Here is a 23,863-nt window from a genome sequence, read left to right as displayed (position 1 = left end):
CGGTCGTATTACTCACTCTGCCCACTACGAACTAAACTCTTCTTCAACAAAGTACATCTCAATGAGACCTTTGTTTTTGGCCTCTACCTTGCCCCGGTAGGTACAGCGGAACTTGTACTTGATCCGGTCGTAAGTAGATTCTGAAATATTGACCCGGCCGGGCTCGCTTTTACCTTCAATCCGGCTGGCTACGTTGACGGTGTCTCCCCAGATGTCGTAGGCGAACTTACGGGCACCCACCACGCCGGCCACAACCGGGCCGGTGTGCAGGCCAATCCGACCACTGAAGAACGGAAGCCCGAGCTCAGCCCGCTTCTTACCCTCGTCGTTGAGGAATTTCTGCATGTCGAGCGCTGCCCGGATGATGTCGTTCGGGAGCGTCTTCCGGGACGAAAGGCCCGAAGCTGCCATGTAGGCATCGCCGATGGTTTTAATCTTCTCGACGCCGGGATAGTTGTCCATTATTTTGTCGAAAGCCTTGAAGCAAACGTCGAGCTCCTGCACGAGCGCTTCTGCGCCCAGGCGCTCTGCCGTTTTGGTGAAGTTCACGAAGTCGCAAAACAGCACCGTTGCGTCGGGGAAACGCCGGGCACGGGCTTTGCCCGTCGCTTTCAGTTCCTCGGCGATTTCGACGGGGAGGATGTTTTTGAGCAGATCGTCGGACTGTTGCCGGGCGGCATCGAGATCGTTGTTGGCCGCTTTCAGTTTTTCGGCGCTGCGCTTTTTTACCCTCAGGCGCGACAGGACCGTAAGGACCAGAAGAAGAAGCGCAGCCCCGGCCCCCAGGGCCATATAGAGCTGGGTGGATTGGCGCTCGGCCTTCATTTCTGCTTCCTGGCGTATAAGTTCTGCTTCTACGAGTTGTTCACGGGTTTCGGTAGCAAGCATTCTTTGCTCGAGTGCTTCGCGGCTCAGGGCGCTTATCTCTTTTTTGCTTTCGGCAACGCGGGCTTCCACTACGGCTTTTTCTTCCTGGGTCTGGGCGAGTTCCCGGTTGCTTTCTTCCAGTTCCTGTGCTCGTTGGGCGAGTTGTTCCGCTCTGGTAAGGTTCTCCTTTTTGAGCTTTTGGTTGGTCCCTTTCAGCTCCTGATTGGAGCCGCTGAGCTGGTTTTTCTCGCTTTGCAGCCGATCGATTTCGCCGGCAAGCTGGCGGGTTTCGTTTTCTATTTCTCGCCGTCTGCGTTGCAATGCGGCTTGTTCGCGCTGTAGTTGGGCGCGCAGGGCCGAGAGGCTGCGGTCGTCCCCGTTTTTGGTGAAATAATCGAGTGCGCGCTGGCTTATGGCCGCTGCTTCGCGGTAATTGCGGGCCTTAGTGGCCAGGCGGTTGCGTTCGGCAACCGCCATCATGATGAGGTCGGGCTGGCCGGCTTTCATGCCGGCGGTAACGGCCTCGGCCATGAACTTATCGGTATTGCGGTCGTCGCGCTGGTTGCGGTACGCCAGCGCCAGGGTGTAGGCTGCCGGCCCGACCAGTTTCGTGTCCGGCAGGCGCTTGGCGGTAGTGTAAAGTTGCTTACTGAAGGTGACTGCCAGGGCTTTATCTTCCTTGCGCCCGGATTCCAGAAGCTGCCCGGTCAGGTCATACAGGATCCCGTAGCGCTCGGCATCGGTGTCGGCGTCGTCGAGGGCTTCAATGAGTTCTGAGGTGCTCTGTGCGTCCATCTGGGCGGGGACGCAGGTGCAAAGCAACAGGATAAGGAAGCAGAGTAAATTGGCTCGCATGGGGCGCAAGATAGAAACTCCCGCCTATAAATCAGGATGCCGGAGAGCACGGGCATTCGGTTCCCCTGCTCCTCAATATCCGGACTTTGCACCTGCGGCCGCGCCCGGAACCACCTGTTTGTGCAACCTGATCTTTTGAATTGCGTTAGACCATGGTGTATGTCGCAAATAACCACCGTCACACTACTCCGTTACCGAAGCGTCCGTGCCAAAGCATGGATCTTTACGCAAATGGGCCTGATGCCGGGCTTCCCCTTCCCGAGCCCGCTGGCCGGCACCGAAGGCTTACTGTTTGGCCGGCTGATGGGCAGTGGAGCGGATAACGGCTTCGGGCTCAAGCCTAATTTCGGAGTTTATGCTTTCATGGGGCACTGGCAGGACCGGGCGGCAGCAGACCGTTTTTTTGCTGCGCACCCGTGGTGGCGCGGCAACGAAAAACAACTGCACGAATCGGCAACCTTTTACCTCGAAGCCACCATGACCCACGGGGAGTGGGGCGGGCAGAAACCTTTCGTCCCCCAACCGGATAAGCACGACTCGGCTGCGCCCGTAGCGGTGATCACCCGCGCGACCATCCGCGCCCGAAAACTGGCAGATTTCTGGCGCTACGTTCCCCAAACCAGTGCCTCGGTCTACGAGCACCCCGAACGCAAACTGAGCATCGGGGTGGGGGAGTACCCGGTCTTCATGCAGGCTACCTTCAGCCTGTGGACCAGCGGCAAAGCCATGCGCGATTTTGCCTACAAAAGCAAGCACCACGCCGAGGTGGTCAAACTCACGCGAGAGCGCGGCTGGTACAAAGAAGAGATGTTTACCCGTTTCAAAGTTCTGGAGGTCAAAGGAAAGTGGGGAGACACCGATCTATCCGCCTTTCGTTAACGACGGATGATGCCGGAGTCGCCAGGCCAACTTTTACCTGCCGACTCCCGAATCATCTCCCGCCCCCGGAAAAAGTAGCTGCGCATTAATGATCAGCATCAGGCTTCTGATTTCGCGATTGGTTGGTGGAGTGGCGGGTCGCCAGTCCAATTCTTTTAGCCTGGCGAAGCCGGATAAAAGTTGGCCTGTCGACTTCCGCCTCGTTTTACCTGTCGACTCCCGCACCACTAGTGGTATGTCAAGCTAAGATTTTCAGGTAAAATCAGTGATTTTACCTAAAAAAGTCAGTTTGACGCAGCACTAGTCCACTTTCCGGTACCTGAGTACTTCCCGACCCGCATCATTGGTGAGGGAGAGTTTCAGCCCGTCGAGTTCATATCCGGTGACTTCCTGCATTGCCGCGTTGACCAGGCCCGGTACCACCGGGCGGATGCAGGCTTTACGCGTTGCAGCGAGAGCACCCATACGGAGCTCTGTGTCCGTTACCGACGTCAGCGATCCCGAAAAATCATTGCAGCCATCGGTTCCGAATACGCGCTGTTCCGTCAGGTTGATTTCCAGAGTCGGGCGTTGGGCCGGCGCCTGTGCGTTGTCGAAATCCACATCTTCTCCGTTGATGGCTTCCAGAGCCCAAATGTCGTGGAGGCGTGTTTTCGGGTCAGGGCGTTTATCGACGATCTCAACGAGCGTGTACTTTATGGAAGAAGCGTCGGCCGGAACCTGTGCGGGCGGCAGCCGGGTTTCGCTGACTTTGAGTTGGTAAACGTAACCCGTCTCGTAATCGAATCCTTCTATACCTGAGTAGAGCAACTCCCATTCTGCGGAGTTGAAGTCTTCGCCTTTTTTGACGCGCAGGCAGGACTGAGGCCCGGCGCCGGTGCAGGGAACTTTCATGCCGTCGACCCAAAAAGTGAGGGTGTTTAGTGCAGAACTGGTGGTTGCCTTCGGGCTGCAGGCGAAGAATAGGGTGGCCAAAAAGCCAATGATCAGGTATTTCATAAAAACGTTTTTTGGGGTAACGGGAGGGGCTCCTTACAGGTTTGGTGAATCCCTGCCCGAAGGGTTTCTCCGGGGCCGGGCAGGAGCTGCTGTCTTTTAAGCGTCAAAGTCTCCGCAGGAGGTGTTAAAATTATGGAGACTCCAAATTTTTTCGTTACCTTTTACCTTGAATAGCAGTCGATTGGCTTGTTGTTCCATTTGACTGAACTCAACCTACACGTCCTCATGGCCCAACACGCCTGGAACATCACGGGGCACCATGGGAACACCTACAAATTAGGTCTTTTCCACGGCGAGAAAACGCACCACGTCGTCGTGCATTGCAACAACAATGTCGTTGCAATTGACTTTGGAGTGAAAGAGTCTAAAACGTACACGATTTTTCTCGACCAGCAGCTCTGCGAAGTATCGATCGATCATACCGGTGGCGAAAATTTCAGCTACGATTGCCGGATCAACTACGAGGTGGAAACGCCGCTCAATCTCCAGCGCAAAAAGCAAAGGGAGGACGAGAAACGGTCCGAAAGAGTCCGGCTTTTTGCCGCCCTGGCCGTTCTGGTAATCATTGTTGCCTTTTTGATGGGCTGATGGTGTTATGCCTAGCCACATCGGCTTAGGTATATCCGGGCGATGAAGCCTGGTTAAGTTTCTGAAGAACGGGCCGGAATGGGGCGCTAACGCGGGTGCAATGCGAAGTTATTCATGGCTTCGGATCAATCTTTAATCAAGCCGGTACGTTGAACGTATATTGCAACCCACCAAAATGCATCCATGATCCACCTCGGAATAATAGAAGACGAACCCATTATGCTCGCCAGCGTCGAGGAATGCTTTGAGGCCAGCCGCGACGTTGAGGTTGAGCTTGCTGCAACCAGTGTTGAAGACTTTCTGGCCGGTATGCCAAAAGAAAAACCTCTGAATACCCTGTTGCTAGACATAATGCTGCCGGGCATGAACGGAATCGTCGGTATTCCCCGCCTGCTGGAAAGATGGCCGGACCTGGATATCATTATGCTTACCAATTCCGACGACTCCGACAATATCTTTCGTGCGCTGCAAGCGGGAGCCTTCGGGTACATTAGCAAAAAACGGATGAACCCCAACATCATCCGCGATGCCGTTTATACCGTTCATCGGGGAGGATCCTACATGAGCCCGAGCATCGCGCGTCAGGTAGTTGCCTACCACAACCAGCAACGAATCAAGAAAACAACGGACCCGACTACCCAGCTGACTACCCGGCAGCTAGACATCGTGCAGGGGCTGGTCGACAACCTTTCCTACCGCGAAATCGGGGAGCGGCTCGACATCAGCATCGAAACCGTACGTGATCACATCAAGAACATTTACCGGAAACTCCGGGTGAACTCCAAAATGGAGGTGGTACAGAAAAAGATCAAAGGAGAAATATAGTCTGTTGCACAGCCTGGCCCGCAGGCCGGAAGGCAACCGCAAGAAGGTCGTGGAGCAGTCCCTTTTAGCTTCCACTGCACCTGCGGCCGCGCCCCGGAAAACAGTATCTTCGCAACCACCCAAAGAACCAAGTAAACCAAAGAACCAAATAATGACTACCCAAGCTTACATCGACCAAAACAAGGAGCGTTACCTCGAAGAACTATTCGCAATGCTGCGCATTCCCAGCGTGAGCACGAACAAAGATCACGATCAGGATACCCACGATTGTGCCGTTCTGGTGCAGACCTACCTCGTGAAGGCGGGCCTCGAGAACGTGAGCCTTTACCCAACTAAAGGTCACCCCATCGTTTACGCCGACAAGATCATCGACCCGGCGCTCCCAACCGTGCTTGTTTATGGTCACTACGACGTGCAGCCCGCCGCACCACTCAACGAATGGAAAAGCGAGCCTTTCGAACCGGAAATCCGTAAAACAGAAATCCACCCCGATGGTGCCATCTTCGCCCGTGGCGCTACCGACGACAAAGGACAGATGTTCATCCACGTCAAAGCGGTAGAAGCCCTCATCCAGACCGACAGCCTGCCCTGTAACGTGAAGTTCATGATCGAAGGAGAGGAAGAAGTGGGAAGCCCCAGCCTATATCCTTTCCTCCAGGAGTACAAAGACCTCGTAGCGGCAGATGTGATCATTGTTTCAGATACCAGTCTGCTGGCAAAGAAAGCACCAAGCATTACCGTTGGTCTTCGTGGCCTGACCTACCTCGATGTGAAGATCACCACGGCCCGCGCCGATATGCACTCCGGACTCTTCGGAGGTGCTGTCCTGAACCCCATCAATACCCTCTGTGAAATGGTGGCGAAGCTGAAAAACGAAAAGAAACACATCACCATTCCCGGTTTCTACGACGACGTGGTTTTCCCTTCCGACGAAGAGCGGGACATGATGCGCAATGCTCCCTTCAACGCAGAGGAGTACATGGATAGCCCCGGCGTTTACGCGCTCGATGGCGAGGAAGGCTTCCATACCTACGAACGTACCGGTATCCTGCCAACCCTGGATTGCAACGGCATTTGGGGAGGCTTCACGGAGGAAGGTTCTAAAACGATAATTCCCGCAGTCGCCAACGCCAAGATCAGCATGCGTCTGGTAAGCAAGCAGGATTGGCATAAAGCCACCGAGCAGTTTACCGAGCACTTCACCTCGCTCGCTCCCGAAGGAGTGAAGGTGGAGGTAACACCCCATCACGGCGGAAACCCCTACGTGACCCCAACGGACAGCCCCGAATACAAAGCTGCTTCGGCCGCTTTCGAAGAATCTTTCGGTGTGGTCCCCGTGCCGATGTACGAAGGTGGTTCTATTCCCATTATCGCTGAGTTCAAACGTGTACTCGGGATCGAAACCCTCCTAATGGGCTTCGGCTTCGATACCGACGGACTGCACAGCCCCAACGAACACCTGGGCGTCTGGAACTTCTACAAAGGAATCGAAACCATCCCCGGATTTTACACTAAATATGCTGAAATGAAAAAACAGGCATAGCACCGTTCCGCAACGCAAGCATTCAGGCAGCCCGCTATTGCATGGCTGCCTGAATGCTGCATGCGTGAGGAGACTTTGTCTCGTCTCCATCATACCGGAGAGGGACCAAAAGGGTCCGTCAGTGTTTCAATCTTTATGACTCCGCGTACCCGTAGAGCAGACCGCAGAAAATCAATATTTTGTCGACTCGCCGCCAACAACAAGCCCGGATAATCCGTAAGGCCCGCTACCTGCACCGCGTGTCGGGGATCAGTCTGTTCGTGTTCTTCTTCATTATGGCCGTAACCGGCATCCTGCTGGGCTGGAAGAAGCACAGCGGGGAACTGATAATGCCGGACACTTACGCAGGCACCACGGATGAAATGACCCGGTGGTTACCACTCGATACCCTGAGTTTGCTGGCGACCGAAGCGCTGTACCAGGATGCTGGAGTGTTGTCTGAAATAGACCGAATCGATGTTCGGGCGGGGAAAGGGAGCATGAAATTCCTTTTCAAACACCAGCGGCTGGAAGTTCAACTCGACGCTGCCACCGGGAAGACGCTCAGTGTTGGCCGGCGCCACAACGACTGGATCGAGCAGGTGCACGATGGATCCATCATCGACGATTGGCTCGGCGTACCCTACGGCCTTTTCAAAGTGTTCTACAACACACTTATGGGCGCAGCACTCGTACTGTTTACCGTTACCGGGTTCTGGCTGTGGTACGGCCCCAAACGAATGAAAAAGAGGTGATGGATTTGCCTTACTCAGCAATCGTTTCTAATGGCTGGCGGTCAGGACCGTTTTCTGTACCAGTTCATCGACGGTGGCTTCCCGGACCGACAGCACGGCCCCGGAAAAGAACAACGTCTTGCCCGCCAGTGCGTGGTTGGCGTCCAGGGTGACGCTTTCGTCGTCCCATTTCAAAATCTTCGCGTGTACGGGTTTGCCGTCGGATCCGGTAAGGGTAATAAAGTGGCCCGCCACGAGAAGGTCCGGGTTGTTTTCTCCCTTATCGTTTTGGAAGTGGTGGATCGGCATCGTAAGGATGTGTTGCTTGCTTGCTACGCCGTAGGCGTCTTCAGGGGCGAGTTTGAAGGCGAACCCGGTACCGGGTTTCAACCCGAAAAGGCGGCGCTCCCAGGCTGGTAGCATTTTGCCTACGCCGAACATAAAGACAAAGGGGTGATCCCGGTCCATCTTTTCCATCAGCGGCCCACTTTCGTCGCCGTCGCGAACTTCGTAGGTGAGGGTTACTATGGTGTGATCGTCGATGGTCATTCAAAAGATTTTTGTTGCCTCCTGCGCCAAAGGATAACGAGGTTGACAAACGTAAGGCAAATGTAAGCTGCAATCACCCAGTTGCTTTCGGAGGGCAGGTAGTCGGTTATCGACATAAAAATCACCACCAGAGCGTAAAGACTGGCGCCGATAAGTAAAACCTGCATATGAAGGGGGAGACCGAGTTTCATGAAACATTAACGCAGGCCTTCGGCTTTGGTTTTATTTGGGTTATTACTTTGATCAGCCCGCTGATCTCTTGCCGTTTTCCTCTACATTTAAGCCAGCAACTTAAGCGATTTGTATGCAAGGTCTCATCCGAACGGTAATACTCAGTACCGTACTTCTTTCCCTCAGCAACTGCGGGGAACCCGCAAAGACAACGGCTCCCGGGCCTGGTCTTCCCAACCTGATTGTCATCCTGACGGATGACCTTGGGTACGGCGATCTCAGTTGCTACGGCTCGCACCGTATCCATACTCCGCACCTGGACCGGATGGCGGCCGAAGGGCTGAAGTTTACCAATTTCTATGCCTTTCCGTCTTGCTCCCCGAGCAGGGCAGCTCTGATGACGGGGTGCTACCCTCCACGGGTTGGCATTCCAAACGTAATCGGCCCAACCGGCCCGGCATGGACCTCACACGTTCAGTACGGGCTGCACCCCGACGAAACAACGCTGCCCGAAGTCCTGAAAACGGCAGGCTACGCAACGGGGATGGTCGGTAAGTGGCACCTCGGCCACTGGCCGGAAACCATGCCCCGCCGGCAGGGGTTCGACTTCTTCTTCGGGCTGCCTTACAGCAACGATATGCTCCCTGAGGATGGATACCCCGACCTTCCGGTGTACGACGACGAAAAGCCGGTAGCGTACAACCCAGATCAGGCGCTGATCACTCAGTGGTACACCCAACGATCGCTCGATTTTATCAGGGAAAACAAAGACACTTCCTTTTTTCTGTACCTGGCACATTCCATGCCCCACATCCCGTTGTTCACCGGTGATGCTTACGCCGATCGTAGCCGGCAAGGAGTCTATGCCGACGTTGTGGAGGAAATAGATGGTTCGGTAGGCACCATCATCGCCGAGCTCAAACGCCTGAATCTGGACGAGAACACCCTGGTGGTGTTCACTTCGGACAACGGTCCCTGGCTAACGTACGGAAACCAGGCCGGGTCCGCCGGCCCCTTCCGCGAAGGCAAAGGGACCACTTTCGAAGGAGGGATGCGGGTACCGATGATTGCGCGTTGGCCGGCAAAGATCGACGCCGGGAACATCAGCCACCGCACGGCTTCACTGATGGATATCCTGCCTACGTTTGCGGCGCTGAGCGCCGCCGAATTGCCCGTTGCTAAAATCGACGGGCAAGACATCTCTGCTCTTTTTACCGATTTTCGGCATCCTGCGTACGCGCCTGATAAAGAGCCGTTTTGTTACTATCGTTCGGGCAAAATCGAGGCCGTACGGCTGGGTAAATGGAAATTGCATATTCCCCACAGCTTCCGCTTCGTTGACGAAGTAGGAGACGATGGCATACGCGGCGGCTACGCCTACACAACCACTGGTTTGGAACTGTACGACCTGCACGGAGACCCCGCCGAAAAGTACAATGTTGCGGAGAAGTTTCCCGAAAAAGCGGACGAGTTAGAAAGACTCATCGGCAAATTGCAGGAAGAGATGAACGCCGAAATCCGCCCGCCGTTTTATCCGGCCGGGGATGATCAGGAGGCGCAGACGCAGGTGCAATAATGGTTTTTGAAGCAAGGTGTCGTGGCCTGATGTGCCGGCTTTCATCTTTTAAGGAATCCGTGTTGTTCTTCGGCCATGACAACAACCGAAACGCTCATCATCGGTGCCGGCCTCTCCGGCCTGACCATCGCCTATAAGCTTCATGAAGCCGGTAAGCCTTTCCTGCTCATCGAGGCCCGCGACCGCATCGGTGGCCGTATCATGACGTCCCGGACCGATGCTGGCGCACCGATAGAACTAGGCGCTACCTGGCTGGGCAAAAAACACCGCAATCTGATCAGCCTGCTGGCCGAACTGGGTATCGGCGTATTCCCGCAGGTCACCGGGGGAAGAGCGATCTACGAAGCCAGCTCTCTGAGCCCCGCTCAGGTGGTGGACCTGCCCCACAACGACGAGCCAAGCTACCGCATCGCGGGCAGCAGCAGCATGCTGACCCGTGAGTTGCGCAGCAAAATACCAGCCGCTTCCGTCCAACTGAACGAGCAGGTGATCGCCCTGAGGGGAACTCCGGACCACATAGAAGTAACCACCGATAAAGGAACCTGCCGGGCCGGGCGCGTGGTGTCTACTTTGCCCCCCAATCTGTTTGTTTCGAAGATTGCCGTCAGCCCGGCCCTGCCGGATCAGCTGGTGGCCCTCGCGCGCCAGACCCACACCTGGATGGGGGAATCGATCAAAGTGGGGCTGCGCTACGCGCAGCCATTCTGGCGAGAAGACGGTGCCCCGGGCGGTACGATCTTCAGCAACGTCGGCCCCGTCTCCGAAATGTATGACCACACCAACATCGAAGAAAGTAAGTACGCCCTGAAGGGCTTCCTTAACGGAACCTACCACTCCCTGACGAGGGAAGAACGCCGCGATCTGGTACTCACCCAACTCCGGAAATACTACGGCGAAGTAGTGGACGATTACCTAGCTTACGAAGAAGGCGTCTGGCGTCAGGAACCTCATACTTTTTCGGACTACGACAGCCACGTGCTGCCGCATCAGCACAACGGTCATCCTCTTTTTCGGGATGCCTACCTGAATGGACGTTTGTTCTTCGCAGGGGCGGAGACGGCCGAGAGCTATCCCGGGTATATGGATGGGGCGGTAGAGAGCGGGGTCAGATTGATAGAACGACCGGAATGGGGGTATACCTAAGTCAGAATGGTTTGGGACTTTTTCACTCGCTATCGCGATCCCTGACTTCGTTAAAAAGCCTCACCGAAGCTAAGGCTTCGGCTACGTTTTTTGCCTTGTCAGGAACCGCGTTAGCTTCGCGCTAATTGTCCCAAACCACTCCGGCTTAGGTATAGTGACTGAATCGTGGAGTACGATAGCATCATCTTGAAACAGAAATGACCGCAGAAGCTTGCTTCTGCGGTCATTTCATCGAATTCGCGGAAAGGTAGTCTGATGAAGTTACTTTACTCCTTATTCAACAACGCCGAGTTCTTTTCCAACCTTCACGAAGGCCGTGATGGCTTTGTCTAGGTGCTCCGTCTCGTGTCCGGCAGAAAGCTGCACCCGGATCCGGGCTTTGCCTTTGGGTACTACGGGGTAGAAGAAACCGATAACATAAATCCCTTCTTCCAGCAAGCGGCTGGCAAACTGCTGCGCCAACGGCGCTTCGTACAGCATGATCGGCACGATCGGGTGATCTCCGGGGATGATGTCGAAGCCGGCGGCGGTCATACCCTCGCGGAAGTATTTTGTATTGGCGGCGAGCTTGTCGCGCAGATCGGTCGACTCGGTGAGCATGTCGATAGCCCGGATGGAGGCCCCGACGATGCTGGGCGCAACGGTATTGGAGAACAGGTAGGGGCGGGAGCGCTGGCGCAACATGTCCACAATCTCCTTGCGGGCGGCGGTGAAGCCGCCGGAGGCGCCACCAAGCGCTTTGCCGTAGGTGCCGGTTATGATGTCAATACGTCCCATCACGTCGCGGTATTCGTGGACGCCCCGGCCGGTCTTACCGATGAAACCGGTGGAATGGCATTCGTCGACCATCACCATCGCGTCGTACTTGTCGGCGAGGTCACAGATTTTGTCGAGTTGAGCGATCGTGCCGTCCATCGAGAAGGAACCATCGGTAACGATGAGTTTGCGGCGGGCGCCGGATGCTTTTTTGAGTTCTTCCTCCAGCGCGGCCATGTCGTTGTGGGCGTACCGGTGGCGCTGTGCTTTACACAGGCGGATACCGTCGATGATGGAGGCGTGGTTGAGCGCATCGGAAATGATGGCGTCCTCTTTGGTTAGGATGGGTTCGAAGAGTCCGCCGTTGGCATCGAAGGCGGCGGCGTAGAGAATACAATCTTCCATGCCGAGGAACTCGGCGGTTTTGCGTTCAAGTTCTTTATGGATATCCTGAGTGCCGCAGATGAAGCGAACCGATGACAGGCCGAAGCCGTGACTGTCGATGGTGTCCTTACTTGCTTTCAGCAGTTCCGGGTGAGAAGACAGGCCGAGGTAATTATTAGCGCAGAAGTTGAGTACGTGCGGGGTGCTCACCGTATCGATTTCGGCGCCCTGTGGGGTTGTGATAACGCGCTCTTCTTTGAATACGCCGGCTTCGCGCATCTCGTTCAGTTCTTGCTGAAGGTCTTCCTTAATGTTGTACATGGTATAATTTTTTGAGGTTGGTTAGTGGTTGGTGCGCGGGCATTGCGTACAGGCTTTATGCAGCGGTGCCGAAGTTTAGAAACTGTTATAAAGCCAGTGGTTCACGGAAAGTAAGCTAAACTTCTGCCGTTAGTTGGTTCAACCTCGTCTTTTCGTGTTCGTATTTCTTTCGGAGGTTCGTCAGCATGGTTTCCACCAGCTCTTCCATTTTATATTCGGGTTCCCAGCCCCAGTCGGTGCGGGCGGCAGAGTCGTCGATGCTGTTAGGCCATTTGGCGGCGATGTTCTGTCGGTCGTCCGGGGTGTAACTGACCCGAAAGTCAGGACAATGTTTTTGAATAGCGGCGGTCAGCTCAGCGGGGGAGAAGCTGAGTCCGGCCAGGTTGTAAGAACTGCGGTTGGTGATGCTTTCTTTCGGTGCTTCCATCAGCTCGATGGTGGCCCGGATGGCGTCGTCCATAAAGATCATCGGCAGCTTCTCGTCGGGGTTGAGAAAACAGCTGAAAGGCTGTTCTCTGACGGCGTAGTGGAAAATCTCCACCGCGTAGTCGGTGGTGCCACCTCCCGGGTCCGACTGGTAGCCGATCACGCCGGGGTAGCGAACGGAGCGTACGTCTAATCCGTACTTGACGAAATAGTACTTTGCCCAGTTTTCTCCGGCGGCTTTACTGATGCCGTAGGAGGTCAGCGGGTCGAGGAAGGCGTCGTTCGGCGTGTTTTCCAGCGGAGCACTCTCCCCGAATACCGCTATGGAGCTGGGGTAAAAGACCTTCTCTATTCTTTCTTTTCTGGAAACCTCGAGGACGTTCAGAAAGGCTTGCATGTTCACGTCCCAGGTCCGTACCGGATTTTTTTCACCGTTGGCCGAGAGGATCGCCGCCAAATGATAAATCTGGGTAACCCCGTACCTGCGGACGATCTCCGTCATCCGGTCTTCATCGGTGGCATCGAGAACTTCAAAGCGTTCTTCCTGGTCGGTACGCCCGCGTAGGTCGGAGGCAATGACATTGTCGGTGCCATAACGGTTTCGCAGCGCGGGAATGAGCACACTTCCCAACTGGCCATTGGCTCCGGTTACTAAGATGATCGGTTTCATGCTTACTGTTTTTGGTCAAATGAGCTTGGCTCAATCTCTTCATTCAGGAGCCGGATAAAGACGCTCCGTTACCAGTAAAATTAGTAGTTGCCGTAAATCGACGCTACTTTTTGCATGAATCAGATAAAAAACACGGTTTTTTGAAAATAAACAGGTTTTTTTGCTGTTCCGAAATACTTGTCGCACCAACAATCAGTAAAAATTCTTGTGCCGATGTCTCAGAAAATTGACGAAACGGATCTGACCATCCTCCGTATTCTACAGGAGGATTCCAAAAAAACGGCGAAGGAGATTGCTGCGCATCTCAATCTTACGGCGTCACCGGTATACGAACGAATCAAAAGGCTCGAAAAAAGCGGCGTAATCAGGAAGTACGTTGTCTTGCTCGACAAAAAACAGTTCGACCTGCCGGTGACTGCCTTCTGCCAGGTTTCCATGCGGTACCACGACAAAACATTCATCGAGAAGTTCGAAGAACAAATTCAAGCCCTCGAGGAAGTCCAGGAGTGTTATCACATGGCCGGCAGGGTAGATTTCATTCTTAAAATCAATAGCCGGAGTCTGGAGGACTACCACAACTTCATCAAGTACAAGCTGTCCAAAATTGAAAACATCGGAGAGCTCAACTCAACTTTTGTTCTGAAAGACATCAAGCATACTTCCTCTCTGAACATCTGACCGCAATGCTAAGCTTCCATGACTCTGCGTTTGCGGAGGGTTCCTGAGCCCGAGGTCTCCTGTAAGACGCCTTCTTCTCCGGTATTGATTTCAGCAGCGTTACCCTCGTCGGTATCGATGTGCATTTCTAATTTGTACTTCGGGGATACCCGGATCAGTACGTTCCCGAAAACGAGGCTGCGCTCCCCACTGCCTACCGCTACCTCGACGATGTCCCGGTCCTGGACGCCAAAAACAGCTGCGTCTTCGGGGGTCATGTGGATATGCCGCCAGGCGCAGATCACACCGTCCTCAAGCAGGAACTCTCCGGCCGGGCCAATCAGTTTACAACCCGGAGTATCTTCAACTTTCCCCGATTCCCGGACGGGCGCATCGATGCCAAGGAAGAACTCATCTGTCCGGCTGATCTCCAGCTGATCCTTACTCCGTACCGGCCCGAGTACGCGGACCCGCTCGATGGTATTGCGGGGCCCTACTACGGTTACGGTCTCTTCGGCGGCAAACTGCCCTGGCTGGCTGAGCCATTTTTTTACCTTCAGTTCGTACCCGGGGCCGAAGAGTGCGTCAACTGTTTCCCGGCGAAGGTGAATGTGGCGGGCAGAAATAGCTACGGGGATGGTCGGTAACGTATTCACCGCGTCTGCCTTTTCGATCAGCTTTCCGCACTCGCGGGCGATCGCGAGTTGCTCGTCGGTCTTTACGGCAAGGAGTTTTACCCGGCTGTGCTGCATACTGAAATCCACCACCGGAGCGGTTTCTGATAACCGGGTCGTTGCGTTTTTGTCTTCGTTGATGATAGCGCCGAGGTAGCTGAGTCGCTGACTGGCCCGGTGGCGGATGATGGGGCTGTTTTCACCGATGCCACCGGTAAAAACGATTGCGTCTACTCCGGCCATGATGGCGGCGTAGGCACCGATGTATTTGCGCAACCGGTGGGTGAATACCTGCACGGCCAGCTGGCAGTCGGCGTTCCCTTTGGTCGACTCATCCAGGATCGTCCGCATATCGTTTCCTACTCCGGTGAGGCCCTTTAGCCCGCTCTGGCGGTTCAGCAGTTCATCGATCTCTTCGGGGGGTAGTCCGGTTTGCTCGTGCAGATAAGGGATAATGCCGGGGTCGAGATCACCCGAGCGGGTACCCATCACGAGACCTTCGAGTGGGGTCATTCCCATGCTCGTTTCTACGGAGCGTCCGAACTCGATGGCGGCTACCGAGCAGCCGTTACCCAGGTGGCAGGTAATGATGCGGAGGTCTTTGGGCTGAGCACCAAGGTAGCGGGCGGCTTCTGCCGCAACGTATTTATGGCTTGTGCCGTGGAACCCGTAACGCCGGATGCCGTGCTCGGCCATCAGGTCTTTGGGCAGCGCGTACGTTTTGGCCCGCCGGGGCATACTCTGATGAAAAGCTGTATCGAAGACCGCAAAGTGGCTTACGTCCGCAAAGAGTTCCCTGGCGGCGCGGATGCCCCGAAGATTGATGGGGTTGTGCAGCGGAGCGAGCTTCTCCAGTGCTTCGATTTTTGCTTCCACTTCTTCGTCAATACGCGCGGCCCGGTCAAAGTCTTCTCCCCCATGAACAACGCGGTGACCTACTCCCGCAATGGGCGTGTCTTTGAGTTTATCTTTCAGAGCTTCGAGGCAGACAGCAATAGCGCGTTCGGGGCCTTTGCTTTCCAGTTCGATTTTGGTGCCATCGGAAAACTCGATCAAGGGGGCGTCGAGCAAGCGCTCGGCGTTCATCTCCAGGCTGCGTTTGCCGGTTTCAGGATCAATCACGGCCGCTTTTACGGAAGAGGAGCCAGCGTTTATTACAAGAATCTGCATGGGATGGTCTTTGCGTTTGTAGGGCTAACGCAACAATACAGGCTGGGTTTCATAATCGCCCGTTTTATCTCTTTTTGCGCGGACGCAGGTGCAGGGAACTCTTTCAGGCTTGGTTGCAACCTGCCAGCTTTGCCGTAATTCGCCGGCGGACCGCCGGGTTTCTCGTCAGGGTGAGCGCACGGTTGAAGTGATACTGCGCCAGTTTTTCGTCCTCCAGCTGTACGTAAAGCTCGCCCAGCAAAAGCTGGTAGCCAAGGTGACCCCGAAGATTAATTTTAAGGGCTTCGTTCAGCGCTGCTTGGGCTCCATGAACCCTGCTCAGGGCGTAGGTCCGGTTCAATGCTGCAACGGGAGAGTAAGCTTTCATAAGCAAGCGGTTGTACAACGCCAGGATGTTAGGCCATTTATCTGGCCCCGGGTTGGGAGAGGTATGCATAAAGGCAATGGCTGCTTCGAGTTGGTAGCGGCCGACGGCTCCTCCGGCGGTTGCCCGCTCGAAATACCGGCTTCCCTGTCGGACGAGCCGTTCGTCCCAGAGCGATCGGTCCTGGTCGTCGTAATCAATCAGGTCTCCGTTGTCAGTTAGCCTTGCATCAAAACGGGAGGTATGGAAGCACATCAGAGCAAGCAGTGCGCTGACCCGCGGTTGGTCGGTAAGGTCATTTCGGGTGAGCATCAGGGTCAGCCGGATGGCATCCGCGCAAAGGTCCCGCCTGAAGTTAGTTGCTGTTCCGGTGGAATAATACCCTTCGTTGAAAAGAAGGTAAATAGTGGTCAGTACGCCGTCAAGCCGGGTGGGCAATTCGGAGTCGGCTGGCAGCTCAAGGTTGGTCATCACTTTGCGTAACCGGTTTTTACCCCTGCTCAGTCGTTTATTGATGGTGTCTTTGCTGGTCAGGAAGGCCGCTGCAATTTCCCCGACACCAAAACCACACAAAATGCGCAGGCACAGCGCTACCTGGGTTTCGGTGTTCAGTTCAGGATGACAGAGCGCAAAAATCATCCGCAGCTGGCTGTCCTTGAAACCGGCCGGCGAAAAGTCGGGCTCGTCAATTCCGCAGGTTGTTGGGGCTCGCTGTAGTTCTGGCTGCACTTTGTTGACAAAAACACCTTCCCGGCGCAGGAGGTCGCAGGCCCGGTTTTTTGCGGTGGTATAGAGCCATGCGGTTGGGTTTGCGGGCAGGCCTTTGGTTCCCCAGGTTTCTGCGGCGATCAGAAAGGTGTCACTGGCGATGTCTTCGGCTATCCCAACCCGGGCGATGCCGAACGAGCGAACGAGTACCGCAACGATTTTTCCGTACTCGGTCCGGAAAAGATTGGGAAGTAGCATTTGCGGATGGTTGAAAAGGAGGGCCGTTGGCCCACAAAGCGAAGGTGCGATTGCCCCCACGAAGCATTAGCGGCCACAAACTACTAATGCTTCGGCGCTCTGCGGGCTAACGGCCCTTGAATTTTAGCCCAGGTCCATGATGGGGCGAATCTCCACCTTGCCGCCCGGAGCGCTCAGTACGGGGCAGCCTTTGGCCAGCGCGACCGCATCGTCCCAGTCGGTGGCCTTCAGGAGGATGTACCCGCCAATAATCTCTTTGAGCTCGGTGTAGGGGCCATCGGTTACCGTACCGTCTGCCATCAGGGTTTTTCCGGTGTAGTCAAGGGCTTCTGAACTAAGGAATTTGCCCTGGGCGGCGATGCCGCCAATCCAGGCTTCCCAGAGTTTGATCTCCGCCTGAAGGGCTTCGGGGGAGGGGCGTTCGGTTGGGTTTTCTTCGCTGCGGAAAAGCATCATAAAGTCCTGCATAGTAGTTGTTTTTTTGCAGTTACAAATTCGGTTACAACTCTATTACGAACGGGAAGCAAAAAACAGGACAGGCCGGGAGAATTTATTTTCAGCAAGTTGATTGCTTTCTGGATCAACGCTCTTTCTCTTAACCAGACCCTGCACCTGCGTCCCCGCCATCGAGTTCTGCTTTTTGGGGAAAGTGCTAATCGGCCCCTGCCGGTGCAGGGCTGAAAATAAATAAGACCCTGATTGCGGTAATTCCTGGGGCTTAGTATCAAGCGTAAAGTCTAAGATTTTTCCCAGGTACAGGAAAAACCGATATGCGTTTTGAAAATGCCCCGGCACGCTCACCAGGTCAGGCCGGGCGCGGTCGCAGGAGCAATGAACGCTAATAAAAGTTTGGTTAGAGAACCGGAGACATCAGGCGGGCAAGTTTTTCGATAAAGCGGGTAAGTTTTCCCCGTTTCATCCACTCTTCCAGGGTGAGCTCCGTTGCTTCTTCGGCGTCGTCGAAAAAGGTTGCAGCCATTTGGCTGCCGGTCGTCTGGTCATAGACGATAGCGTTGACCTCAAAGTTGAGGTCGAAACTGCGGATGTCCAGATTGGCCGTCCCGACGATGGAAAGCGCCCGGTCCACAACCAGCGTTTTAGCGTGAACGAAGCCTTTCTCGTACTCGAATATCCGAACGCCTGCTTCCAGCAGGCGCTGGTAATAGGATGCTGCGGCCTTGCTCACTACTTTACTGTCTCCTTTGCGGGGGACCATTAACCGGACATCAAGCCCCGTACCCGCGGCGATACAGATGTTGTCCATCAGGCTTTGCCCCGGGATGAAGTACGGCGTCGTGATCAGTAATTCCTCTTCGGCCAGATCGATGGCCTGCAGGATGGAGTAAAGGATCGCGGGGGCTTTGGAGTCGGGCCCGCTGGCAGCGATCTGCATGGCGATGTTCCCGGGGGGCTTCGTGATTTCAGGGAAGTAGTGCTGGCGGGCTTCCTCCAGGCTCACTTTCTGATCTTTGGTACAGAAGTTCCAGTCGTTCAGAAACAGGTATTGGAGCTGATGAACCGCAGAGCCTTTCACCATCATGTGGGTGTCCCGCCAAAATGGTGTGTTTTTGTTTTTACCGATCTCGTTATCGTAAGCTTCGCTTACGTTGATACCGCCCACGAAGGCGGTGTGGCCATCGATCACGATCACTTTTCGGTGGTTGCGGTAGTTGAACCGGCTTAGGAAGGTGGTTGCCGTCATCCGATAGTAGGGCATCACTTCTGCGCCGGCCTCCCGGAGTCGGTGGGCCATCTTGTGGCGGATGCTCCGGCTGCCGAAGTCGTCGTAGATCAGGCGGATCTTCACGCCGGCACGGGCTCGTTCCAGGAGGATTTCTTCCAGGCCCCGGCCCACGAGGTCGTCCTCAAACCGGTAGTATTCGATGTGGATGTGGTGCTCCGCCCTGCGGAGCATTTCTTTCACGCGGGGGAATTTGTGCTCGCCGTTCACCAATATGTCGACCGAGTTGTCAGCGGTCAGAGGGTTCAGGTTGGTGTGCTGCATCAGGTTGATGAGCTTTTTATAAGGCCCAAGTTCCTGCCTTGTCGCCAGCAGCCCACCGGTGTGCCTTTCGGCTTCGGCCATCAGTTTTTGCCGCACCTTCCCGTCTCCGATCAGTTTGTCGGCGTACAACCGTCGCTTACGCATGTTGGTGCCAACGGCATAGTAGAAAACGATACCCACTACCGGCAGGATCACCACGAGCATCAGGTAGGCAAAAGTCTTGGAGGGTACCGTAGTGTCGTAAATAATCCGAATCATGGTGGCCACCAGAATGGTGAGGTAGATGCCTTGCGCTATCAGTAGCCAGTTGATCATGTTGGGGTATGGGAGTTTGTTCCGTTTGGTGATGAAACTCCTTTTCGACGTGCTTTGTTTGTTACAAGCCCGGGTGGATTAGGTGCGTAGCCATATGTGTCGTATTGGCTATCCCATCAGGAAATACTTACCAGCTCGACGTAAAAAATGAGTTCGCTGCGGGAAGGGATGCCTTCCACACCTTCCGATCCGTAACCGAGTTCGGGCGGGATGAAGAGGGTCGCCTGGTCTCCTTCGCTAAGGAGGCCGATGCCGATGTCCCAGCCGCCGATCACTTCTCCCTGCCCGAGCCGGAATTTGATGGGGCGTCCGCCCCGGAAAGAATCGTCGAAAAGGGAACCATCTTTAGCGAGTAGCCCGATGTAGTGTACCTCCGCAATTTTATTGCGTTTGGCGGGTTTGCCTTCGCCCTGTTCGTGGATGACGAAGCCCAGACCCGCATTGGTGCGGGCGGGTTCCAGCTCTCCTGCGATGTACTGACGGCGAATCTCCCGGGCAAACTCGGTACGCTCGCCGCCCCGGGCTTTGGTTTGGGCTGCCAGCTTTTTCGATCTCTTTTTCATAGACGTAAAGGTAGGGCGGAGCCGCAAGATGAGGGCTGTATCGCTCAGCGGTCCGCTCACCCTGCACCTGCGTTCGCGCAGTATGTTCCTGTGCCGCTACCGGTTGAAGCGGTACCCGACCAGTACGCCAAGACGCAGATCAAGACCAGGAAGGGCCTGGTAAAAAGCGGTGGTGACCTGCGCGCTTTCCTTGTTGCCAAAGGCTGTCCCGTAGCCGGCCCCTGCGTTCAGCTCCAGTACGAACCCGCTGTCGTAGGCCCATTTGTTGCCGAACATAGCGCCCAGAGCAAGGCGGGTGCCGCTCACGTTCTCTCCTTCCGATACGGCCTCGCCCTCGAAGAAGGCCAAACGACCGTAGGCGCCGGCAAACAGCCCGTCAGCTCCGTTCTGCGGATCGAAATAGTGGCGGTATTCGGGGATGATCCGGTACCGGAGGTACTGGTATTGATTTTCGTTGACGGTAAGCTTTGTGTTGGCCCGGCCGATACCGATTGCCAGAGAACTGTTGTAGTTGATCGCAAAATCTGCCACAATGTTGATCCCTCCGGTGACTAAAGAGCCTCCGTTCAGCTTCGCGTCGATCTGGGCAGAAGCAGTAAGAGATAAAAGGGCGAGGGCGCAGGTGCAAAGTAGGTTTTTAAAGAAGTTCATCGTGTGAGGTTTATGGGGTTGCGCAGGGAAAGAACCCTGCCTGGTGCCGCTAAGATCGGCTTCCGGAACGCTGTTAAATGTGAAAGGAAAAGACCTAAACGTTAATAGTACTGCTCTCATGCCAACCACAATGCGCGTTTGTGAGGTAGAAAGTTTACCGTTTGCGCAGCAAACGCCATTTTGAACCGGAGGTCCTCATTAAAAAACTTAACGATCTATGTACAGGTTTTAACCGCGATTAACAGGTCCGCGATGGTTTTTAGCCCATCAGCTAACGATCTAAACACCTGACTGCCTAACTTGCCCCCATGCCCCTCGAACCATTACAACTGTCTGACGACTTCAATTATGCGCTCAAGCGTATGGAATCCGGAGATCACCTCTTCATCACGGGGCGGGCGGGTACGGGAAAGTCTACGCTTCTGCAGATTTTCCGAAAGAGCACCACAAAGAATGTGGTGGTGCTGGCCCCAACGGGGGTGGCGGCGCTCAACGTGCAGGGGCAGACTATTCACAGCCTGTTCGGGTTCCCGCCCCGGCTGATCATGCCCGAAAACGTAAAGCCCAACCGCCGTTACCGCCGGCTGTTCGAAAACCTGGACACCTTGATTATCGATGAGATAAGTATGGTCCGGGCCGATGTGATGGAGGCCATAGACATTGCGCTGCGCATGAACCGGAGCAGCAGCCGGCCCTTTGGCGGCGTCCAGATTATCCTTTTCGGAGACCTCTACCAACTTCCTCCGATTGTGAGTAGCCAGGAAGAAAAGTTCTACTTCCGGCAGCGGTACACCAGTGCCTACTTCTTTGCCGCCGACTGCCTCGATATGATCGATATGGAAATGATCGAACTCCGGCAGGTGTACCGTCAGGACAGTCGCCACTTCCTGCGGCTGCTCGAGGCCATCCGTAACGCAACGGTAGACTACGACGAGCTGGAGTCGTTGAACGAACGCCACATCCCCGATTTTCAGCCGGAAGAAGGCGAGAACTACCTGACGCTTGCCGCCCGCAATGCTACCGTAAATGGCATCAACGCAACCAAACTGGCCCAATTGGATACTCCGGAAATGCTCTATCTCGGCAAAGTGAAAGGTGGCTTCTCCGAAAAACTGTTCCCAGTGCCTGCAGCACTGAAACTAAAGGTCGGAGCTCAGGTGATGACCGTTCGTAATGACAACGATAAAAAATACGTCAACGGAACCATCGGGACCATCATTGAGTGTAAACCCGAGTCGGTCGTTATTCTGGTCAGCGAAGACGGAAAGCCCCGCGAAATCGAAGTGGGTTACGAAGAGTGGGATGTGATCCGTTATACCGCAACGGGGACCGAAGAAGAAACTAAAATAGGAACGGAAACTCTGGGGACATACAAGCAAATACCCGTTCGCCTGGCGTGGGCCGTTACGATTCACAAATCTCAGGGTAAAACCTTCGACAAAATCATCATCGATCTCGGCCGGGGGGCTTTCGAGCATGGCCAGACGTACGTAGCCCTCAGCCGCTGCCGTACGCTGCAGGGTATCGTTTTACGCAACCCGCTCACGCCCCGCGACGTAATGGTAGACCCCGCAGTAGTGGAATACTACGAAGGAATGCGGTAAGCGGCAGCGGACGAAACCTGCTTGATAAGGCACTGGCTAGCCCACTAGCGTACGACCACTCTGCGCACTACAGAAGTACCGTCGGGCAGACCGACCCTGAGTACGTGCAATCCGCTCTGGAGGTGTGCGGGTATGCGAAGGCTTCCTGCGGCTCCGGTCGTCCCGGTGCTCACCTCCCGGCCGGAAGCATCGTAGATGCTGTAAGGAGCTATCGCTGTTTCTTGTCCGGCAAGGGTCAGGTCTTGTCCGGCAAAAACAGGGTTAGGGGAAAGCGTTAGGTCGGCCCGTTCAACGGGCACACCAAGGCTGCTGATCACTTCTGCGTATTCCTCCCAAAAGCCGATGGTACGAATCAGGGCGGGGAAGACACAGTTACCGTGCGTTTGCGCACCGCCGGATTCAAGGGTGATGCTTGTTGATCCGTTTGCCCGCATCACCGAGTCGGCCAGGATCGCGTTCCGGAAAGGAACCTGCTCGTCGGCCGTACAGTAGTAAATAAGGGTAGGCTCCTCCGGGGCCCAGTCGTAGGTGTCGTTGTCTGCCAGCGCAATATTGATCGGGTGGGTGGGGTCGCCGCTCTGCAGCACTGCGCGGATAGAGTCCTGAAAGATGGCGTTCAGGCGCGCGTTGTTGTTTCTCAGTAGCTGGTCCAGCTCGTCGTTAAACTCGTCCAGGGTTGTCTCTTCGTTGGCGAAGCGCTCAATAGGCTCCAGGTAAGGTTCCACAAATGCCTGGGAGAGGCTGTCGAAGAGTCCGTAGACATAATCATAGCTGATATAAGTATACGCGATGTAACCCGGCAGGGTGGCGTTTCCCTGCTGAAAAAGGGTGCCGACCATCACCTCGGAAATACTGTACGGACCAGACAGGTGAGAGGCGGAAGTCACCACCAGACCATCGTCGCCGGGGTTGGTTGCAATGTCGCGGTGAAGAGCCGCAGCAGCGTGGCCACCCTGGCTGTAGCCCGTGATGAAGAGTTGGTCGTTGAAAGCAGAAATACTCTCGTTGGTAAGCCATTTCTTTACCGCAATGATCATGTCGCGGCCGGCACTAGCTTCGGTGGCAGCATGAACGTAGGGGTGGGGCCCCTCGCTGTCGCCCAGTCCGATGTAATCCGGAGCGATGGTGATGTAACCGGCAGTAGAAATTGCGGCAGCAACCAGGCGTTCCTGAACGGTTGGCCGGCTGGGTACAGCCTCCCGTTCACCTACTGTTCCGTGGTTGTACACCGCCAGGGGAAACAGGAAATCCTGGGTGGTGATCGGGACCGTGACGAGTCCGCTGGCGGTATCGGGCTGGCCGAATGCATCCGTGGTAGTGTACAGGACCTTGTAGCTCTGCACATCGTATTGCGCTGGGTAAGGGACCGCAAGGCCGAGGATGAATCTAGACTGAACGTCCTGAACTTCGAAATCCACAACATCCTGAGCGGAAAGGGTAGTGGCGAAGGCACAAATCAGTAGTAAAAAAAGATTCTTCATAGTTGTGAGCTTGTGATTTCGGCGAAGATAAGCAGTTTGTTATCGCTGCACGATCAGTTGTTGGTAGTGGTTTTGTAAGCTGCTTTGCAGGTACTGGGTTATCTCACTTCTTTCTGCAGAGGTGGGATGTACAATAAGCCAGATGTGC

21 protein-coding genes are annotated in these 23,863 nt (G+C 55.1%); 9 read left to right on the top strand and 12 right to left on the bottom strand.

Annotated features, from left to right (window positions below; all coding sequences use genetic code 11):
- Positions 1–24 precede the first annotated feature (24 nt).
- Positions 25–1,722 (bottom strand): adenylate/guanylate cyclase domain-containing protein, encoded by a 1,698-nt coding sequence (locus tag FUA23_RS07565; RefSeq protein WP_147930128.1) that lies wholly within the window; start codon positions 1,720–1,722, stop codon positions 25–27.
- A 159-nt stretch (positions 1,723–1,881) separates the two neighbouring features.
- Between FUA23_RS07565 and FUA23_RS07560 the strand changes: the two genes are divergently transcribed.
- Positions 1,882–2,601, top strand: coding sequence for a hypothetical protein (locus tag FUA23_RS07560; protein ID WP_147930127.1), 720 nt, complete (start codon positions 1,882–1,884; stop codon positions 2,599–2,601).
- Positions 2,602–2,901: 300 nt separating this feature from the next.
- Here FUA23_RS07560 and FUA23_RS07555 read toward each other — a convergent pair whose 3' ends face one another.
- Complete coding sequence (locus FUA23_RS07555; protein ID WP_147930126.1) at positions 2,902–3,600, bottom strand: DUF4377 domain-containing protein; 699 nt, start codon at positions 3,598–3,600, stop codon at positions 2,902–2,904.
- 225 nt (positions 3,601–3,825) lie between these two features.
- On the opposite strand from FUA23_RS07555, the gene FUA23_RS07550 reads away from it, so the two are divergent.
- The 4 genes from FUA23_RS07550 to FUA23_RS07535 all read left to right on the top strand — a co-directional run bounded on the left by FUA23_RS07550 (position 3,826) and on the right by FUA23_RS07535 (position 7,290).
- A complete protein-coding gene (locus FUA23_RS07550; RefSeq protein WP_147930125.1) occupies positions 3,826–4,188 on the top strand; it encodes a hypothetical protein in 363 nt (120 codons plus the stop codon).
- A gap of 183 nt (positions 4,189–4,371) precedes the next feature.
- The gene (locus FUA23_RS07545; protein ID WP_147930124.1) at positions 4,372–5,013 is read left to right on the top strand and encodes a response regulator transcription factor; all 642 of its coding nucleotides are present in this window, start codon (positions 4,372–4,374) and stop codon (positions 5,011–5,013) included.
- Positions 5,014–5,164: 151 nt separating this feature from the next.
- On the top strand, positions 5,165–6,556 hold the full coding sequence (locus tag FUA23_RS07540; protein WP_147930123.1) for a dipeptidase: 1,392 nt from the start codon (positions 5,165–5,167) through the stop codon (positions 6,554–6,556).
- A 179-nt stretch (positions 6,557–6,735) separates the two neighbouring features.
- Positions 6,736–7,290, top strand: coding sequence for a PepSY-associated TM helix domain-containing protein (locus tag FUA23_RS07535; protein ID WP_246144075.1), 555 nt, complete (start codon positions 6,736–6,738; stop codon positions 7,288–7,290).
- Positions 7,291–7,317: 27 nt separating this feature from the next.
- Here the strand turns inward: FUA23_RS07535 and FUA23_RS07530 are convergent, their stop codons facing one another.
- A complete protein-coding gene (locus tag FUA23_RS07530) occupies positions 7,318–7,818 on the bottom strand; it encodes an FKBP-type peptidyl-prolyl cis-trans isomerase (RefSeq protein WP_147930121.1) in 501 nt (166 codons plus the stop codon).
- Positions 7,819–8,122: 304 nt separating this feature from the next.
- Here FUA23_RS07530 and FUA23_RS07525 point away from each other — a divergent pair, with 304 nt between their 5' ends.
- Together FUA23_RS07525 and FUA23_RS07520 are read left to right on the top strand one after the other, a co-directional pair.
- Positions 8,123–9,565, top strand: coding sequence for a sulfatase family protein (locus tag FUA23_RS07525; RefSeq protein WP_147930120.1), 1,443 nt, complete (start codon positions 8,123–8,125; stop codon positions 9,563–9,565).
- Positions 9,566–9,640: 75 nt separating this feature from the next.
- A complete protein-coding gene (locus FUA23_RS07520; protein WP_147930119.1) occupies positions 9,641–10,708 on the top strand; it encodes a flavin monoamine oxidase family protein in 1,068 nt (355 codons plus the stop codon).
- Between the two features lie 273 nt (positions 10,709–10,981).
- Here FUA23_RS07520 and kbl read toward each other — a convergent pair whose 3' ends face one another.
- Both kbl and FUA23_RS07510 read right to left on the bottom strand, forming a co-directional pair.
- Positions 10,982–12,169: a glycine C-acetyltransferase gene (kbl, locus tag FUA23_RS07515; protein WP_147930118.1), complete on the bottom strand. Its 1,188-nt coding sequence runs from the start codon at positions 12,167–12,169 to the stop codon at positions 10,982–10,984.
- Between the two features lie 115 nt (positions 12,170–12,284).
- Entirely contained in the window at positions 12,285–13,265 is a 981-nt protein-coding gene (locus FUA23_RS07510; protein ID WP_147930117.1) for an NAD-dependent epimerase/dehydratase family protein, read from the bottom strand.
- A 213-nt stretch (positions 13,266–13,478) separates the two neighbouring features.
- On the opposite strand from FUA23_RS07510, the gene FUA23_RS07505 reads away from it, so the two are divergent.
- Positions 13,479–13,943, top strand: a complete 465-nt coding sequence (locus FUA23_RS07505; RefSeq protein ID WP_147930116.1) for an Lrp/AsnC family transcriptional regulator — start codon at positions 13,479–13,481, stop codon at positions 13,941–13,943.
- An 8-nt stretch (positions 13,944–13,951) separates the two neighbouring features.
- Here FUA23_RS07505 and FUA23_RS07500 read toward each other — a convergent pair whose 3' ends face one another.
- From FUA23_RS07500 to FUA23_RS07475, 6 genes are all read right to left on the bottom strand, one after another.
- On the bottom strand, positions 13,952–15,766 hold the full coding sequence (locus tag FUA23_RS07500; protein WP_147930115.1) for an acetate/propionate family kinase: 1,815 nt from the start codon (positions 15,764–15,766) through the stop codon (positions 13,952–13,954).
- Between the two features lie 103 nt (positions 15,767–15,869).
- A complete protein-coding gene (locus FUA23_RS07495; RefSeq protein ID WP_147930114.1) occupies positions 15,870–17,096 on the bottom strand; it encodes an RNA polymerase sigma factor in 1,227 nt (408 codons plus the stop codon).
- 123 nt (positions 17,097–17,219) lie between these two features.
- A complete protein-coding gene (locus tag FUA23_RS07490; protein ID WP_147930113.1) occupies positions 17,220–17,564 on the bottom strand; it encodes a YciI family protein in 345 nt (114 codons plus the stop codon).
- Positions 17,565–17,949: 385 nt separating this feature from the next.
- Positions 17,950–19,416 carry a cardiolipin synthase gene (gene cls, locus FUA23_RS07485; protein ID WP_222707006.1) on the bottom strand — a complete coding sequence of 489 codons (1,467 nt, stop codon included), beginning with the start codon at positions 19,414–19,416 and terminating at the stop codon, positions 17,950–17,952.
- Positions 19,417–19,532: 116 nt separating this feature from the next.
- The gene (locus tag FUA23_RS07480; protein WP_147930112.1) at positions 19,533–19,979 is read right to left on the bottom strand and encodes an FKBP-type peptidyl-prolyl cis-trans isomerase; all 447 of its coding nucleotides are present in this window, start codon (positions 19,977–19,979) and stop codon (positions 19,533–19,535) included.
- Positions 19,980–20,075: 96 nt separating this feature from the next.
- On the bottom strand, positions 20,076–20,630 hold the full coding sequence (locus FUA23_RS07475) for a DUF3575 domain-containing protein (RefSeq protein ID WP_187270927.1): 555 nt from the start codon (positions 20,628–20,630) through the stop codon (positions 20,076–20,078).
- A 308-nt stretch (positions 20,631–20,938) separates the two neighbouring features.
- Here FUA23_RS07475 and FUA23_RS07470 point away from each other — a divergent pair, with 308 nt between their 5' ends.
- Entirely contained in the window at positions 20,939–22,234 is a 1,296-nt protein-coding gene (locus FUA23_RS07470) for an ATP-dependent DNA helicase (protein WP_147930110.1), read from the top strand.
- A gap of 44 nt (positions 22,235–22,278) precedes the next feature.
- Here FUA23_RS07470 and FUA23_RS07465 read toward each other — a convergent pair whose 3' ends face one another.
- The gene (locus FUA23_RS07465; RefSeq protein WP_147930109.1) at positions 22,279–23,715 is read right to left on the bottom strand and encodes a T9SS type A sorting domain-containing protein; all 1,437 of its coding nucleotides are present in this window, start codon (positions 23,713–23,715) and stop codon (positions 22,279–22,281) included.
- Positions 23,716–23,863 lie beyond the last annotated feature (148 nt).

The organism is Neolewinella aurantiaca, assembly GCF_008014675.1.
GTDB lineage: Bacteria > Bacteroidota > Bacteroidia > Chitinophagales > Saprospiraceae > Neolewinella > Neolewinella aurantiaca.
The sequence above is the reverse complement of the archived record's forward strand: the minus strand, read 5'-3'. Positions and strand labels throughout refer to the sequence as shown.

What these genes read in the sequence shown, in the direction of transcription:
- FUA23_RS07565 (WP_147930128.1), bottom strand. Translation starts at nt 1,722, where the DNA reads ATGCGAGCCAATTTACTCTGCTTCCTTATCCTGTTGCTTTGCACCTGC.
- FUA23_RS07560 (WP_147930127.1), top strand. Translation starts at nt 1,882, where the DNA reads ATGTCGCAAATAACCACCGTCACACTACTCCGTTACCGAAGCGTCCGT.
- FUA23_RS07555 (WP_147930126.1), bottom strand. Translation starts at nt 3,600, where the DNA reads ATGAAATACCTGATCATTGGCTTTTTGGCCACCCTATTCTTCGCCTGC.
- FUA23_RS07550 (WP_147930125.1), top strand. Translation starts at nt 3,826, where the DNA reads ATGGCCCAACACGCCTGGAACATCACGGGGCACCATGGGAACACCTAC.
- FUA23_RS07545 (WP_147930124.1), top strand. Translation starts at nt 4,372, where the DNA reads ATGATCCACCTCGGAATAATAGAAGACGAACCCATTATGCTCGCCAGC.
- FUA23_RS07540 (WP_147930123.1), top strand. Translation starts at nt 5,165, where the DNA reads ATGACTACCCAAGCTTACATCGACCAAAACAAGGAGCGTTACCTCGAA.
- FUA23_RS07530 (WP_147930121.1), bottom strand. Translation starts at nt 7,818, where the DNA reads ATGACCATCGACGATCACACCATAGTAACCCTCACCTACGAAGTTCGC.
- FUA23_RS07525 (WP_147930120.1), top strand. Translation starts at nt 8,123, where the DNA reads ATGCAAGGTCTCATCCGAACGGTAATACTCAGTACCGTACTTCTTTCC.
- FUA23_RS07520 (WP_147930119.1), top strand. Translation starts at nt 9,641, where the DNA reads ATGACAACAACCGAAACGCTCATCATCGGTGCCGGCCTCTCCGGCCTG.
- kbl (WP_147930118.1), bottom strand. Translation starts at nt 12,169, where the DNA reads ATGTACAACATTAAGGAAGACCTTCAGCAAGAACTGAACGAGATGCGC.
- FUA23_RS07510 (WP_147930117.1), bottom strand. Translation starts at nt 13,265, where the DNA reads ATGAAACCGATCATCTTAGTAACCGGAGCCAATGGCCAGTTGGGAAGT.
- FUA23_RS07505 (WP_147930116.1), top strand. Translation starts at nt 13,479, where the DNA reads ATGTCTCAGAAAATTGACGAAACGGATCTGACCATCCTCCGTATTCTA.
- FUA23_RS07500 (WP_147930115.1), bottom strand. Translation starts at nt 15,766, where the DNA reads ATGCAGATTCTTGTAATAAACGCTGGCTCCTCTTCCGTAAAAGCGGCC.
- FUA23_RS07495 (WP_147930114.1), bottom strand. Translation starts at nt 17,096, where the DNA reads ATGCTACTTCCCAATCTTTTCCGGACCGAGTACGGAAAAATCGTTGCG.
- FUA23_RS07490 (WP_147930113.1), bottom strand. Translation starts at nt 17,564, where the DNA reads ATGCAGGACTTTATGATGCTTTTCCGCAGCGAAGAAAACCCAACCGAA.
- cls (WP_222707006.1), bottom strand. Translation starts at nt 19,416, where the DNA reads ATGATCAACTGGCTACTGATAGCGCAAGGCATCTACCTCACCATTCTG.
- FUA23_RS07480 (WP_147930112.1), bottom strand. Translation starts at nt 19,979, where the DNA reads ATGAAAAAGAGATCGAAAAAGCTGGCAGCCCAAACCAAAGCCCGGGGC.
- FUA23_RS07475 (WP_187270927.1), bottom strand. Translation starts at nt 20,630, where the DNA reads ATGAACTTCTTTAAAAACCTACTTTGCACCTGCGCCCTCGCCCTTTTA.
- FUA23_RS07470 (WP_147930110.1), top strand. Translation starts at nt 20,939, where the DNA reads ATGCCCCTCGAACCATTACAACTGTCTGACGACTTCAATTATGCGCTC.
- FUA23_RS07465 (WP_147930109.1), bottom strand. Translation starts at nt 23,715, where the DNA reads ATGAAGAATCTTTTTTTACTACTGATTTGTGCCTTCGCCACTACCCTT.